The organism is Nonlabens sp. SY33080 (genome assembly GCF_011784885.1).
In the GTDB taxonomy this organism is placed as follows: domain Bacteria; phylum Bacteroidota; class Bacteroidia; order Flavobacteriales; family Flavobacteriaceae; genus Nonlabens; species Nonlabens tegetincola.
In genome coordinates, this window is the sequence record NZ_CP050461.1 from 244,588 (window position 1) to 260,972 (window position 16,385).

Genomic DNA, 16,385 nt, shown 5'->3' on the forward strand with positions numbered 1-16,385 from the left:
GAATAAGATGTTAATAGAAAATATTCATATTTAGCGAACGTTCGCTTGTTTTATAAAATTCTTTGATATAGTTTTGGAATCAAATCTACAAGACATGACAAATTTAATAGCTCAAGCTCCGGCAGTATCTTTTGATCCTCAGGTTACTAATCATTATAATGATGTTTTAACCGATGAAGCTTTAGATTTCTTATCGGTGCTTCATCACCGATTCAATGAAAGACGTATAGAACTGCTTGATAAAAGAAAAGCCACACAGGAATATTTTAATAAAGGTAATTTTCCATCCTTTCCTCAGGAAACTTCCCACATTAGAAATTCTGACTGGAGAGCAGGAACTATTCCCAGTGATTTAAGAGATAGACGTGTGGAGATTACAGGTCCTGTGGATAGAAAAATGATTATAAATGCTCTTAATTCTGGAGCGCGCACCTTTATGGCAGATCTAGAGGACAGTAATTCTCCTACATGGGATAACAACATGCAAGGACAACAAAATCTTAGGGATGCCAATCAAAGGACTATTTCATACACACATCCTAAAACTGGTAAATCTTATAACCTCAATGAATGTCCCGCAGTTCTTCTTGTACGTCCGCGTGGACTGCACCTAGAGGAGCGTCATTTGATGTTTGGAGATCAGATTTCATCTGGTAGTCTTATTGATTTTGGCCTATACGTTTTTCACAATACGCAAGTGCTTCTGAAAAAGGGTAGTGCACCTTATTTCTATTTACCTAAACTTGAGCATTATGAAGAGGCTACATGGTGGAATGATGTGTTCGCTTTCGCGGAAGCGTACCTAGAAGTACCACTTGGAACTTTTAAAGCTACAGTGTTGGTAGAGACTATTACGGCGAGCTTTCAATTAGATGAAATTATTTACGAATTACGTGATCATATAGTAGGATTGAATTGTGGTCGATGGGATTATATTTTTTCATATATCAAAAAATTTAGAAATCATAAAGACTTTATAGTTCCAGATCGCGATCAGGTTACCATGACATCTCCATTAATGGATGCCTATTCAAAATTAGTTATTCAAAGATGTCATAAACGAGGTATTCTAGCTATCGGTGGTATGGCTGCTCAAATTCCTATTAAGAATGATGACGAGGCAAATGCAGCTGCACTAGAAAAGGTGCGTAAGGATAAGGAACGCGAGGTTAAAAACGGTCATGATGGTACCTGGGTTGCACATCCTGCGCTAGTACAAATAGCAATGGATGAGTTTGATAAGCACATGCCTAAGGAAAATCAATTAAATCGCCTACTTAAAGACCTTACGGTAAATGAAGCAGACTTAGTTGAGTTGCCTAAAGGATCAGTTACAGAAAAAGGAGTGCGTAAAAACATTAATGTAGGTATTCTATATACTGAGGCATGGTTGAGAGGTCACGGCGCAGTAGCACTTTATAATCTAATGGAAGATGCTGCAACTGCCGAAATTTCAAGGACACAATTGTGGCAATGGCTGAAAAATGAAGTTCGATTAGATGATCATCGTGTTTTAAATAAAACATTGTATACCGAGCTTTTTAATGATGAGGTAAATAAGCTCAAAGAGATATTCAGTAAAATACCGAATAACCGGTTAGATAAAGCAATCGAAATTTATACACAGCTGGTGGAGAATCCAGATTTTGAGGAGTTCTTGACTTTACCAGCATATCAATTTATATAAAAAAATCCTGCGATTGCGGCAACAATCTACAGGATTCAAGCAAAATTAATTTACTAATAGCAAAATTATGAAAACTAGCGCACAAAGTACCTACACAACTGTATTAGAAAAAGTGCAACAATTAAAAAAACAATACGGTAACTCTTGGGATCAAATTCAACCAGAATATGCTGCAAGAATGAGTGTACAAAATCGTTTTAAAACTGGATTAGATATTGCAAAATATACTGCGACCATTATGAGAAAAGACATGGCAGAATATGATGAAAATCCAGAAAAGTATACCCAGTCATTAGGTTGCTGGCACGGATTTGTGGCGCAACAAAAAATGATCGCAGTAAAAAAGCATCATCAAACAACTCAAAAACGCTATTTATATTTATCAGGTTGGATGGTCGCGGCATTAAGGTCAGAATTTGGCCCGTTGCCTGATCAATCCATGCATGAAAAAACAGCAGTTCCTGCACTCATTGAAGAAATATATGATTTTCTCAAACAGGCTGATGCCGTTGAGCTTAATGATCTATTCAAAAGATTAGAAAATGGAGAAGATGTTATAGACAAGATAGAAAATTTTGAATCTCACGTGGTTCCTATTATTGCTGATGTTGATGCTGGTTTTGGGAATGAGGAAGCTACATACTTACTGGCAAAAAAAATGATACAAGCTGGTGCCTGTGCTATTCAAATTGAAAACCAAGTGTCTGACGCAAAACAATGTGGTCATCAGGATGGAAAGGTAACTGTTCCTCATGAGGACTTTGTGGCAAAATTACAAGCAATACGTTATGCGTTTTTAGAACTAGGTGTAGATCAAGGAGTAATCGTTGCTCGTACAGATTCAGAAGGAGCAGGACTTACTCAAAAATTACCAGTTTCTCAACAACCTGGTGATCTTGCTTCTCAATACTTATCATTTGTAGATACTGAAGAAGTAACCCTAGATGAAGCAAATAACGACGATGTGTTGCTTAAGAGAGATGGAAAATTAGTACGTCCTATTAGACTTGCAAATGGCCTGTATAAGTTCAAGGATGGGACTAATATTGATAGAGTAGTACTAGACTGTATCACGAGTTTACAAAACGGTGCAGATTTGTTATGGATTGAAACACCTACACCTAACGTGAAGCAAATAGCCCATATGGTACAGCGTGTGCGTGAGGTTGTACCAAATGCAAAATTGGTTTATAACAATTCGCCATCTTTCAACTGGACATTGAATTTCAGGCAACAAGCTTATGACCAAATGCTGGCCAATGGTGAAAATATAACACTTTACAATCGTGATTATCTTATGGATGAACGATATGATAATACGGAATTGGCCGAGATAGCAGATCAAAATATTAAAACCTTCCAACGTGATGCTGCATTACAAGCGGGAATTTTTCACCATCTCATAACTTTGCCTACCTATCATACCACTGCGTTACACATGAATGATCTAGCTCAAGATTATTTTGGTTCTCAAGGAATGCTTGCCTATGTTGAAAATGTTCAACGTCAGGAAATTAGAAAAGGAGTAAGTTGTGTGAAGCATCAACGTATGGCAGGATCTGATCTTGGAGATGATCATAAAACATTTTTTGCTGGAGATAAGGCTCTTAAGGCTAGTGGAGAAAAAAATACCAGTAATCAATTTGAGTCGCCACAAGTAGATGTTGAGGTAATTAAAATGGTAACTGGATAATTAAGTTTTAGTAATAGTAATGTAATGTTGAAAGACCGCTCTTTTCTTAGAGCGGTTTTTTTATAATACCCTTTCTCATGAATTAGTATCTTCAATTTGATGCAGTAAGTCATTATCAAAAAAGAATTCAAAAAGCTACTCTGATTTTACAGTTGTTAACGTGTATAAAATTTTAAAAGATAGGTTTTAAAATCAACCTTCAACTCGTATCTTGAACCGTTCTAGAAAAAGATACTAAGTGGAGGATTATATATCACAACTCAATGATGCACAGCGATTACCAGTTTTGCAAAAAGATGGTCCTATGATCGTAATTGCCGGTGCAGGTTCAGGAAAAACGCGTGTACTTACTTTACGAATAGCCTATCTTATGCAGCAAGGTGTTGACGCATTTAATATTCTGGCTTTAACCTTTACTAATAAGGCAGCACGAGAAATGAAAACTCGTATCGCTGATATAGTTGGACAAAGTGAGGCAAAAAACTTGTGGATGGGTACTTTTCACTCTGTATTTGCTCGACTGCTTAGAATGGAAGCAGATAAATTAGGATACCCATCAAATTTTACCATATACGATTCTCAAGACTCTCAAAGATTAGTAAGTGCTATCATTAAAGAGATGGGATTGGATAAAGAGGTATATAAATACAAACAAATTCAAAATAGAATTTCTTCACTTAAAAACAGCCTTATAACCGTAAGAGCTTATTTTAATGACGCCGATCTTCAAGAGGCCGATGCGATGGCACGTCGACCTAGGTTTGGAGATATTTATAAAGAATATGTTGAGCGCTGTTTTAAAGCAGGAGCCATGGACTTTGATGACCTGTTACTTAAAACAAATGAATTATTGAATAGGTTTCCACAAGTCTTAGCCAAATATCAAGAACGATTTAAATATATTCTGGTAGACGAGTATCAGGATACCAACCATTCACAGTACTTGATAGTAAAGGCCCTTTCTGATAAGTATCAAAATATTTGTGTAGTTGGTGATGACGCTCAATCCATCTATGCCTTTAGAGGTGCAAATATTAATAACATCCTAAATTTTCAACGTGATTATGATGATGTAAAAGCTTATCGACTTGAACAAAATTATCGTTCAACTAAGAATATTGTGGAAGCTGCAAACTCGGTAATTGAACACAATAAAACGAAATTGGATAAGGTGGTATGGACCGCAAATTCGGATGGTCCTAAAATCATCGTACACCGATTAATGAGTGATGCCGAAGAAGGTCGTTACGTTGCAAGTTCCATCTTTGAAAACAAGATGCAACATCAATTAGATAACGATCAATTTGCAATTCTATATAGGACAAATGCTCAATCTAGAGCAATAGAAGATGCGCTGCGCAAAAAAGATATTCCTTATAGAATCTATGGAGGTTTAAGCTTCTATCAACGTAAAGAAGTTAAGGACGTACTAGCTTATTTACGAATAATCGTTAATCCAAAAGATGAAGAAGCTCTTAAACGCATAATCAATTATCCTGCTCGAGGTATAGGAGCAACTACAATGGATAAAATTGTAGTTGCTGCAAAAAATTATGGTCGCAGTCTCTTTGAAATTATAGAAAATATTGATCAAATAGGAGCTGGTATTCATACAGGAACTAGAACCAAGTTAAAAAACTTTGCTACCATGATTAAAAGTTTCCAAGTAATGGAAGAGACGAGCAATGTTTTTGAATTAACCGAACATGTTATTAAAAAAAGTGCCTATCTGACCGAGCTTAAGAAAGACGGTACTCAAGAAGGTATTTCTAGGATAGAAAATATAGAAGAATTGCTTAATGGTATGCGTGATTTTGTCGAAGGACAAAAGGAAGTCGATGAAGCGCGTGGATCTCTTGCAGAATTTCTAGAAGATGTGGCGCTGGCAACAGACCTGGATAATGATAAAGGTGATACAAATAGAGTATCTCTTATGACCATTCACTTATCAAAAGGTTTAGAGTTTCCCTATTTATACATAGTTGGTATGGAAGAAGATCTATTCCCTAGTGCTATGAGCATGAATACCAGAGAAGAACTAGAAGAAGAACGACGCTTATTCTATGTAGCTTTAACTCGTGCCGAACATCAAGCTTACCTCACATACACATTAAGTAGATATAGATGGGGAAAATTAGTTGATGCAGAACCTAGTCGTTTTCTTACCGACATTGATGATAAATATTTAGAATACACCACACCACCTGATGATTATCGTTTTAAAAGTGCACTTAGCGATCATCTGTGGGATGAACCAGATAAGTCAAAATTACGTCAATCAAAACCCAAAAACGGTACGCCACCTAGTGTTAACAATCCTAGTCCAGAACAATTAAGAAAGTTGAGAAAACTGCGTCCAGTTGCTAGCGCATCTAATAAAGCAGCGCCTATTAATGATCTAGGCGCTCTACAACCAGGAGTTTTAGTGGAGCACGCCCGATTTGGTCGTGGTGAGATTTTAAACATTGAAGGAGCTGGTGGCGAGAAAAAAGCTGAAATTAATTTTAAAATAGGTGGTATTAAAAAGTTACTCCTAAGATTTGCTAAATTAGAAGTGGTTAAAGATTAAATAGAAAATTAATCAAAAGACTTAATCACAACCAAAAACTAGATCATGCAGAACATCCAATTCCCTGTAAATTTTAAGTTCAAAATCTCGACCATAAGTAATGATTTTGTCGCTACAGATGCTACTGGCAAAACAGTCGCTTATGTAAGACAAAAAATGTTTAAGCTCAAAGAATCGGTCAATGTTTATACCGATGAGAGTAGAACGCAAATTCTTTATAATATAAAGGCAGACAAATGGTTGGATTGGAGTACAGCTTATTCCATGATTGATCCCAACGGTAGGGTAATTGGTAAGGTTGCTCGTAAAGGCTGGCGTTCAATGTGGAAGGCAGAGTATCATATCGTAGATCAAAATAACCAACCACAGTATATAATAAAAGAGCGCAGTGCAATGACACGCTTCTTAGATGGCTTGCTAGGAGAAATTCCTGTACTTGGTTTTTTTACAGGATATTTGTTTAATCCAGCTTATGATGTAACGGTAGTATCAAATGGAAGTCCAGTAGTAGAGCTAGTGAAAGAACCTTCTTTTTTTGGTCGCAAGTTTAGTTTAAACAAAATATCAGAGATCGATCAAGATGACAAAATAAGAGTCATGCTCAGTTTAATGATGATGATATTATTAGAGCGACGTAGAGGTTAAAATTGGAAAACCTTGCCATCTAGAGCAAGCTCACTATTCTTAAAAACAGTTTGAGCCTCTTCTTTAAACAAATTGTAGTCACCATATCTTGATGAATAATGTCCCAGAATAAGGGTTCCTACATTTGCTTTGAGAGCTATAGTTGCAGCTTCTTCGGCGGTAGAGTGTTTTGTTTTGTCACATAAATGAGCATGAGATTTTAAAAAAGTACTCTCATGGTATAAGGCTGTTACACCTTGTATTTGTGGAACAATATCTTCTTTATAAACTGTATCACTGCAAAAAGCATAGCTCTTTGGCTCATCACCATCAGTAGTAAGTTCAACATTAGGTATCACCTCACCATTATCAAGCACAAAATCAAAACCTTGTTTTATCTTTCGATAATAAGCTTGATCGATACCATAGCTTTCACAGGCTGCAACATCTAATTTTCTATCGCCTGGTTTTTCTTGAAATAAGAATCCTTGCGTAAAAACTCTATGATCTAGTGGTATGGTGTGTATAGCTAGTTGGTCATCTTCGTATAGTAAAGTTTCTTTGTTTTCTACGCTTTCGCGAAAGCGTAAATCAAAACTAGTATACACCTTAGCAAGTCGCAATTGTAGTAGAATAAGTTCCTTAATTCCTTTAGGTCCATAAATCGTCAAATCAGACTCGCGCCCTAAAAGACAAAATGTAGAAATTAAACCTATAAGACCGTAGACATGATCACCATGCAAATGAGAGATAAAAATGTGCTTAATACGGGCAAACTTTATTCGATTTTTACGCAAGGCCATTTGAGTTCCTTCTCCACAATCGATTAAAAAAAGATGGCCTCGTAGTTCCAGTACTTGCGCAGTAGGTCGTGCGTTATCTCTAGGTGTAGCACTGTGACATCCTAAAATGGTAAGTTTCATATCTTATAGTGTAGGGCAAAGGTATGAAAGCACAATAAGTTAAATATAAAATCCTTCTTAATAGTTAAATATCAATAAGTGTGCGTAATAGTAATTTAAAACACTACTTTTGCAAAATATTTAAAACAAGTTATTTGAAAAATTTTGAAGCCTTAGGGCTATCACAGCCGTTACTAGACGGCCTTGCTGAAATGGGGTTTGAGAATCCAACAGAGATTCAACAGCAAGCGATTCCCATCTTGTTACAACATGATGGAGATTTTATAGGTCTGGCGCAGACCGGTACAGGGAAAACAGCAGCTTTTGGTATTCCATTACTAGAGCTCATGGACACATCGTCAGACGATACACAGGCGCTTATTCTAGCACCTACTCGTGAACTAGCACAACAAATTTGTAAGCAGTTAGACTTAATGTCTTCCAAATTGGGTAAGTTGAAAATTGTACCCGTGTTTGGAGGAGCTAATATCATGGGGCAAATCAAGGATTTGAGAAGAGGAGCACAAGTAATTGTTGCTACACCAGGTCGTTTGATGGACTTAATGAAACGTAAGGAAGTACGCCTAGATTCCTTAAGATTCATGGTACTTGATGAAGCCGATGAAATGCTTAACATGGGGTTCAAGGAAGATATCGATTACATCCTTTCTAAGAGTGATATGGGTAGAAATATTTGGTTGTTCAGTGCTACTATGGCACGTGAGATCAAGCAAATCGTTAATACCTACATGAACAATCCACAAGAAGTAAAGGTTAATCGTGAGAATATTGTAAATACAAATATTTCTCATGAATACGTACAACTTAAAGCAAGTGACAAGATTGAAGGATTGCGTCGTATGTTAGATTATGATCAGGATATGTTTGGTGTAGTGTTTTGTAGAACAAAACGCGATACCCAAAATGTAGCCGATCAATTAAATAATAACGGTTACTCAACCGAAGCTTTACACGGTGATATGTCGCAACATCAAAGAGATGCAGCGATGAAACGCTTTAGAGATAAAAATATAAACCTTCTTATTGCTACCGATGTTGCAGCAAGAGGTATTGATGTTGATGATATTACTCATGTAATTCACCTTGCTCTACCAGACGATCCAGAATTTTACACACACCGATCTGGTCGTACTGCACGTGCTGGTAAAAAGGGTGTTTCCATGGCCTTTGTTACCAAAGGAGATACTCGTAAACTTAAATTTCTAGAACGTAAATTGGGAATAAACTTTGAGAAGGGTGAAATTCCTAAGATTGAAGACATAGCCGATAAGCGTATTAATCGTTGGACAGAACAGCTTATTGTTCAAGATCTACACAAGAAACTGAATGTTGAAACAGTAGATGGCGTTATGGCAGCCCTTGAAGGTATTACCAAAGAACAATTGGTAATGAAATTCTTGAGCCGTGAATTTGAAAGTATATATAAGCGCTCTTCTATTACTGATGTAAATGATCGCAGCAAGGGACGTGATAGAGATTCTGGTAAGGATAGAGGTTATAAAACTAATGGGAAGGAAGAAGGGATGAAAACATTCTTCTTAAACCTAGGTCGTAAAGACGACGTTAATAAAGGTGCTATTCTTGGTTTTATTTGTGATGTTACTGGAATAAAAGGAAAAGAGGTTGGAAGAATTCTAGTTGAAGGTGCACATTCATTTATTGACGTAAGTGAAGAAGTTGCTCCACTTATGAAAGTTCTAGATGGAGCACAACGCGATGGACGTGAATTACGATGCAATGAACACAAAGGTGAGGTAAGAAGATCTAGAGATAGAGGTCGTAGCGGTGGTCGTGATAGAAATCGCGGTCGCGGTGGGAAGAAGCGTGAAAACGATAATGGTTCTTTTAAAGGACGCTCAAAGAGATCAGACTTTGATAAGTCAGGATCTAGACCCAATAAAGATGATAAGGTAGTTGAATTCCCAAGTAAAAGAAAAGGAAATGGTAGTAAAGGAAAATTAAAGAAAAAGGGGAGATCAAATTTCTTTGGATCTAAGTGGGATTAATAATTCCATTTAAACTGATATTAAAAAGGCTCTTGATCATTCAAGAGCCTTTTTATCTTATAACCTAAGATTAGTCTATTTTACTATGTGTTTAATAGTGCTGGTGTTTCCTTGGGTAGATGTGATTTTTAAATAATAAACTCCAGCTTGTAAGTTATGATTAATAGTAGAATTGTTGTCTACAGTTTTATTTTGTACCCATCTTCCAGTACCATCATAAATAGCAACTTCCTTAATAGGTGTAGTAGTTTGAATTAGGAAACTATTTTGTGAAGGATTAGGATAAATGATGTACTCATTAAAACTGACCTCATCCTCGCTCAATAAATACGTTTGACCAGATTGATTACCCCATATGTATTCCACTAGATCGGGTAAATCTATAAACGGATTACGATTGAATTGCCAGTTGTAGACTACATTATTTCTGTTCATTTCAAAATCATCTGGTGGATCATTACGATGCCACTGCAGTAAAGTTGCAAGATCGCCTATTTGACCACTGGTAGAATTACTAGGATTTCCATTTACTACGTCTAACCCGTTATAGCGTAGCGTCATGTAGAAAATGGCTCTAGCTACATCACCATGCCAACTGCCTTGTGAACCACTAGGACCATTATATTCAGGATAGTCTTTATTACCACGTTGACTATTCTCTGGTCCGTCGGTAGCTCTTAAATGGTGAGCATCGCTTTGACCATGTCTTAAACTATCGGCATTTGTAGGAGTCCAGGCAGACATACCGTCGATGGTCTCATCATACTCAATTTCAAAAAAGCCGCCTCTAGATCTTGGGTAAATATGTTCTCTATTCCACCTACCTACATTACTACTTCCTGTTTGAAACAAAATATCACTGCGATCCTCTTCAGAATATAGTAACCACACTTTATTAGAATTAAGTGGAGAAACATCCGCTTGTTTTAAAATTTCTATGGTGTCATCGTAAGTATGAATACGTACGGTATTCTCATCTGCAATTAAATTAGTAATAGCTGTTTCAAGAGTGTTTCCTGATAAATTATTTAAACTATCATAATAATTTGAAGGTGCGGTGCTATTAACTATACCATATGTAGGTTGAAGTGGTGTACCGTAATTTGCTATTTGAAAATCATTGTCAACTATCAATACAGTTTCATTATCCTTCAACCTTTTGAAACCTACAGGCAGACTATTTTGAATATTAATACGCATGAATTCATCACCTTCATCAACAACATCATCTATTATGGTAAAACTTTCTGTTATAGAAGTTACACCAGGCGTAAAGGTTACTTGTGTAACTCCTGTATAATCGCTGGTATCAAAACCTGCGTTATTTAAACTATAATTAAGAGTAAATGAGGTACTCGATGCTTGAGTAAGAGTAAAAGTGATATCAACTGACGATCCTTCATCGACAGATGCACTACTAGTGGTATAACTTATACCAGTATAACTAGGTGTGGTCGTATCGTTAAGAGAATGAGGTGTGCTAGTTTTTACTTCAAAGGTTCCATCGGCTTTACGTTGAATAGATTCTGACAGCTTATTACCATTCTCATTTTCATTATACTGCACGGTTTCACCCAGTAAATTAAGTAAATTCTGATTAAGAGCATCATCTGTTTCATAAACTAATGCGTCTATCAAATTGGTCTGATTGGCAAAAGTACGATCTGGCCAATCCGTGTCATCACCCAGATAAATAGCCACTGCATCAGCTCCATTTTGTATGTTTGATTCTGCTAGTAATCTATCTGGAACTGGTGATACTTGAGAACTACCTAGAACTATTAATCCATTGTTGTCGGTAGTTAATCCATCTAGATCAACGGTATAATAACTTCTTCCTTGACCGCTAGAGGTGCTAGTACTTCCGTTAAAAAACACCAATACATAACCATTTAATGATTGAAATGGATTGTCTGTTTTAAGCTCGACAAACTCCATGTCATCTGTGCCTGGAGTATCTGTATCAAGTTCATTGATAACTACTTGTGAGTACGCTTTCGCGAAAGCGAAACAAAACACAAACAGTGTGTATATATATTTCATAAAGAGGGAATTATGCTGCAAAGGTAAAATCCTTAGTATGAAGTTATTGTTAAGAATAGCTTTGTGAGTAGTTCTTTTATCAACAACGGTATGTATCCAGTCGCTTTTATCATGTTTTTTAATTTCATTTTAGAGAAAAAGAGTTAGGTTTGATTATGGCTGATGTTGATTTTTATAAAAATCTATATGTTTATTATGACGCTGTTCATGATGTGCTGGCAGATGAATCTTTATTTGAGATTGTGCCAGAAAGCTGGCATATTATAGTGACTGATGTCCAAAACTCATCGGCAGCCGTAGCAGCCGGAAAACATCAATTGGTTAACCTAGCCGCCACTGGTTGCATTGTGGCATGCCTTAATATTTCTAGAGAGCGTGAAATTTCAATTCCCTTTTTCTTTGGCGGCGATGGTGCTACTATTTTGGTTCCCGAGCCATTACTAGATGAATGTTTGCATGCGCTTGTTTTACACCAACAGAATTGTAAGGACAATTTTGATTTCTTTCTAAGAGTTGATTCTAGGCCGCTTAAAGAATTATATAATCAAGGAGCAGTTCTTAAGATTACTAAAGTAAGATTGAATGAGTTACATGTTTCTCCAATTGTCCTAGGAGATGCTCTTCAAATCGCAGAGAAAAGTATTAAGAAGGATAACCGTGAAATCCAATTATCTTCATTTCCCTTTAATCTTAATCTTAACGGGATGGAATGTAAATGGGATAAAATCGAGCCACCACAAACCAATAATGAGATTTTAACTTTAATCATTAATGCTACCAAAACTGAGTGGCAAAGTGACATATACAGTAACGTATTACGATTACTAGACGAAATTTATGGTGAATATGGTATGAGGCATCCTATTATTCCAGAAAGACTTAATATGGTAGACAATCTTAAACAATTGAAAGATGAAGTTTTGATGAAGTTTTCTTCGATGAGTTGGTTAGAAATGACAAAGTCTATCATGAGAATTTTGATAGGCAAATTTTATTTAAAAAATAGTAAAGAAGGACAACGGTATTTAAATGAACTATCCCTACATACCGAATCATTGATGATTGATGGTTCAATTAATACTGTTATTACTGGAAGCTCTATCCAGCGTGAGAAACTATTAAAAAAACTGGAACAACTAAAAGAAAGTGGACAAATTACTTTTGGTTATCATGTAAGTAATACAAGTGTACTTTCTTGTTTTGTAACTGCGCTTGATGATTATCATGTGCATTTTGTCGATGGCGATCAAGGTGGTTATACCAGAGCAGCTCAGATATTTAAAAGCAAAAAGCCCAACTAATAAGTTGGGCTTTATTCATAATAGCTTCTAATCTACTAATAGTAAGTAAATCTTCTAACTTTTGCAATGTATTTAGCCAGTCTGATAACTTGGTGACTATATCCATATTCATTGTCATACCATACGTATAGAACAGCATTCTTCCCAGAATCATCAACTATTGTTGCGTTTGAGTCATAAATAGAAGGAGCATTTGAACCAATTATATCACTAGATACTAATTCGTTGTCAATACTGTATTTTATTTGTTCAACAAGATCACCTTCTAATGCATATTTCTTCATGGTTGCGTTTAAGGCTTCTTTGCTTGTAGAATTCTCTAGTTGTAAATTAAGGATAGCAAGAGAACCATTAGGAACAGGAACTCGAATGGCGTTTGATGTTAATTTACCTTCAAAACTAGGTAATGCCTTACTTACTGCTTTACCAGCACCAGTTTCAGTAATTACCATATTAAGTGCAGCAGCTCTACCACGACGGTATTTCTTGTGCATATTGTCTACAAGATTTTGATCGTTAGTATAAGCATGAATGGTTTCAAGGTGTCCTTTTACAACTCCGAAGCTATCTTCCACTGCTTTTAAAACAGGTGTAATAGCATTTGTTGTACAGCTTGCCGCAGAGAAAATGTCTATTTCATCAGGATTGTTTTCTAGGTGATTCACACCATGAACAATATTTGGTATTCCTTTACCTGGAGCAGTAAGTAAAACTTTGTGAGCTCCTTTTGCCTTTAGATGACGTGCTAAGGCTTCATCATCTCTGAAAGCTCCTGTGTTGTCAATTATTAAAGCATCGTTTATACCGTATTCTGTATAATCAATATCTTCTGGAGCATTGGCGCTTATCATGTTAACGGTTGTTCCATTAATGATAAGAGCTTTATTTTCTACACTATAACTTACCGTTCCAGAAAAATCACCATGCACACTGTCTTGTGCAAGAAGAGAGGCTCTTTTTTCTAGAACACTTTGAGATATTTCTCCACGAGTAACAATAGCTCTAAGGCGCAACTGGCTTCCTTTACCTGCTTTGGTCATTAATTCACGAGCAAGTAATCTACCTATTCTACCAAAACCGTAAAGAACAACATCTTTTGGTGTGATGTTATCTTGATTTTGAGCGTCTCCTAATTTTTTTGCAACAAAACTAGTAGCATCTTGTATTTCATTATCTTCAAGATGATACTCGTAGGTAAGCTTGCCTATATCTACTTTGGCAGGTGGTAAATTAAGCTGTAAAATTGCTTGCGCAATTTCAACACTATCAAATACCGAGATAGGTTTTTGAACAAATTCACCAGCATACTCATGTAAGTTGATGATTTCGCTCACGTTACGATCGATTAGTTGATTACGGAAAAGTACTAACTCAATTGATTTGTCATACCATAAATCACTAACAGCTTTAATGAAGGCTACAGCGGCACGACGTCGGTCTGTTTGAAAAGCAATTTCTTTCTCGTAGGTGTCCATTTGGCTCATGGAAAAAAGGTTTAGTTTTAATTTTTGCAAAAATAAGACAACTACAACGTTTGCGATAATGGTTTGTGAATAAATTTATTTTGTTTTTTACAGGAATCTTTTTCAGTGTTAAATTCTACACATTAATTCATTGAAATGTTGGGAAACTACTGATAACACTGAATGTAAGGGCTATAAATATGATGTAAATACTTGCTATTATTAACAATAAGTAACACACTTAAAAATCTGTTTATGAAGTATTTAACTTTTAATCTAAATATAGTCGTAAATTTGCACCGCGAAATAGGTAAGGGGTGACAGTAACATACCGAAATCAAATTTTATGAATACACGTTTATTAAATGTGTTAATGTATTCCTTAATAATAGGAATATCACTCATGACAATGAGTAATGTAGGAGCAAACCTACTGGATAAAGAAACCAAAATTGTAGTCAATCGAGAGCCGCAACAATTTATAGCTTATGGTTTTCATACCATGGGACCTAAGCATTCTGTAAAAAAAGCAAAGGTGACTTCTTTCCCAATTGAGAGTGAAAGAGGATTTGATGCATTCAGAACTGCGCTGGCATTTAAAGAGTCACAAGGTAAATATCATAAGGTAAATTCCTTAGGGTACTTAGGTAAATATCAATTTGGAAAATCTACACTCGAGCAATTAGGTGTGAATGATACTTTATACTTTTTGAACTCACCATCTCTTCAAGAAAAAATATTTGTCAAGAATCTAAACTATAACTATAAAGTTTTGAAAGATTTTCTTGAGGAATATGAAGGTAAAGAGATCGCTGGAGTAAAGGTTACAACAAGTGGAGCACTGGCCGCAGCGCATTTATCTGGACCTGGTGGAGTAAAGCGTTTTTTTAGAACTAAAGGTAGACGTAACAATAAAGACGCCTATGGAAGTTCAGTTAAGGCTTACATGAAAAAATTTGCTGATTACGACTTAAGAACTGTATTGAAATCTTAATTGCGATTTTCAATATGTTTATAAGCTTCAATCACCTTTTTCACTAATCGGTGCCTTACGACATCTTTATCGTCCAGATACATCATTCCTACTCCTTCAGTTTCTTTAAGAATTAATAATGCTTCTTTAAGACCTGATATGACACGTCTAGGTAAATCAATCTGTCCAGGATCACCAGTCACAAAGAATTTTGCGTTTTTACCCATTCTAGTTAAAAACATTTTCATTTGTGCATGAGTTGTATTTTGAGCTTCGTCTAGGATAACATATGCATTGTCCAAAGTTCTACCTCGCATGAAAGCTAACGGTGCAATTTGAATGGTTCCTTTTTCAATAAGTGAACCTAATTTTTCATTAGGAATCATATCGCGTAACGCATCATAGATAGGCTGCATATAGGGATCTAACTTCTCTTTGAGATCACCAGGTAAGAAACCTAAATTCTCTCCAGCCTCAACGGCTGGTCTTGTTATAATAATGCGCTTTACTTGTTTTTCTTTTAAAGCTTTGACAGCCATTGCAACACCTATATATGTTTTTCCAGTTCCCGCTGGACCAATTGCAAAAACTAGATCGTTCTTTTTACATAGATCAACAAGCTTTCTTTGATTATCTGTTTTTGGTTTAATTAGTAATCCACGATTACCGTGAACCAACACATCATCAATTTTTTCTGACTTATAATCGCTAGCGCCATCAGTCATTAGTAATCTTTCAATCACATTTTCATCAATCGCATTATATCTGGAAAAATGAGTTAACAACATCTCCATGCGCTTGTCAAACTCCTCTAACTGTTCTTCGTCACCATAAACTTTCATAGTGCCGCCACGTGCAACTATTTTAAGTTTTGGAAAATGCCTTTTTAAAAAAGAAAGATTCTTGTTTTTGACACCAAAAAAGTCAGATGGATTAGTTTCGGAGAGATCAATTATAAGTTCGTTCAAATGTATTCAGTTTTATAAGCTATTGCGTGATTAATTTTATAGCTTTGTTATTGAATTAAGCTTTAGGAAAATTACACATATTTCTTGAAACTGACCTTAGTTTAAGTTTAAAATATTATCAATTAAACGCAGCTA

General features: G+C 35.9%; 11 protein-coding genes. 7 read left to right on the top strand and 4 right to left on the bottom strand.

What is annotated here, in order from left to right; genetic code table 11:
- Positions 1–94 precede the first annotated feature (94 nt).
- The 4 genes from aceB (at position 95) to HCN53_RS01170 (ending at position 6,594) form a co-directional block, all read left to right on the top strand.
- On the top strand, positions 95–1,687 hold the full coding sequence (gene aceB / locus HCN53_RS01155; protein WP_167341727.1) for a malate synthase A: 1,593 nt from the start codon (positions 95–97) through the stop codon (positions 1,685–1,687).
- Between the two features lie 67 nt (positions 1,688–1,754).
- Positions 1,755–3,380 (top strand): isocitrate lyase, encoded by a 1,626-nt coding sequence (locus HCN53_RS01160; RefSeq protein WP_167341728.1) that lies wholly within the window; start codon positions 1,755–1,757, stop codon positions 3,378–3,380.
- 238 nt (positions 3,381–3,618) lie between these two features.
- Positions 3,619–5,949, top strand: a complete 2,331-nt coding sequence (locus HCN53_RS01165) for an ATP-dependent helicase (RefSeq protein WP_167341729.1) — start codon at positions 3,619–3,621, stop codon at positions 5,947–5,949.
- Positions 5,950–5,994: 45 nt separating this feature from the next.
- Positions 5,995–6,594 carry a hypothetical protein gene (locus HCN53_RS01170; RefSeq protein ID WP_167341730.1) on the top strand — a complete coding sequence of 200 codons (600 nt, stop codon included), beginning with the start codon at positions 5,995–5,997 and terminating at the stop codon, positions 6,592–6,594.
- On the opposite strand, the gene HCN53_RS01175 is transcribed toward HCN53_RS01170, so the two are convergent.
- Positions 6,591–7,496, bottom strand: a complete 906-nt coding sequence (locus HCN53_RS01175) for a ribonuclease Z (RefSeq protein WP_105018691.1) — start codon at positions 7,494–7,496, stop codon at positions 6,591–6,593. The genes HCN53_RS01170 and HCN53_RS01175 overlap by 4 nt on opposite strands.
- A 134-nt stretch (positions 7,497–7,630) precedes the next feature.
- On the opposite strand from HCN53_RS01175, the gene HCN53_RS01180 reads away from it, so the two are divergent.
- Entirely contained in the window at positions 7,631–9,502 is a 1,872-nt protein-coding gene (locus tag HCN53_RS01180; RefSeq protein ID WP_167341731.1) for a DEAD/DEAH box helicase, read from the top strand.
- Positions 9,503–9,577: 75 nt separating this feature from the next.
- Here HCN53_RS01180 and HCN53_RS01185 read toward each other — a convergent pair whose 3' ends face one another.
- On the bottom strand, positions 9,578–11,545 hold the full coding sequence (locus tag HCN53_RS01185) for an endonuclease (RefSeq protein WP_167341732.1): 1,968 nt from the start codon (positions 11,543–11,545) through the stop codon (positions 9,578–9,580).
- A 155-nt stretch (positions 11,546–11,700) separates the two neighbouring features.
- Between HCN53_RS01185 and HCN53_RS01190 the strand changes: the two genes are divergently transcribed.
- A complete protein-coding gene (locus HCN53_RS01190; protein WP_167341733.1) occupies positions 11,701–12,846 on the top strand; it encodes a DUF3095 family protein in 1,146 nt (381 codons plus the stop codon).
- Between the two features lie 35 nt (positions 12,847–12,881).
- Here the strand turns inward: HCN53_RS01190 and HCN53_RS01195 are convergent, their stop codons facing one another.
- Positions 12,882–14,330 carry a glyceraldehyde-3-phosphate dehydrogenase gene (locus HCN53_RS01195; protein ID WP_167341734.1) on the bottom strand — a complete coding sequence of 483 codons (1,449 nt, stop codon included), beginning with the start codon at positions 14,328–14,330 and terminating at the stop codon, positions 12,882–12,884.
- Between the two features lie 325 nt (positions 14,331–14,655).
- Here HCN53_RS01195 and HCN53_RS01200 point away from each other — a divergent pair, with 325 nt between their 5' ends.
- On the top strand, positions 14,656–15,303 hold the full coding sequence (locus HCN53_RS01200) for a peptidoglycan-binding protein LysM (protein WP_167341735.1): 648 nt from the start codon (positions 14,656–14,658) through the stop codon (positions 15,301–15,303).
- On the opposite strand, the gene HCN53_RS01205 is transcribed toward HCN53_RS01200, so the two are convergent.
- A complete protein-coding gene (locus HCN53_RS01205) occupies positions 15,300–16,250 on the bottom strand; it encodes a PhoH family protein (protein WP_042278270.1) in 951 nt (316 codons plus the stop codon). The two genes, HCN53_RS01200 and HCN53_RS01205, sit on opposite strands and share 4 nt — an antisense overlap.
- Positions 16,251–16,385 lie beyond the last annotated feature (135 nt).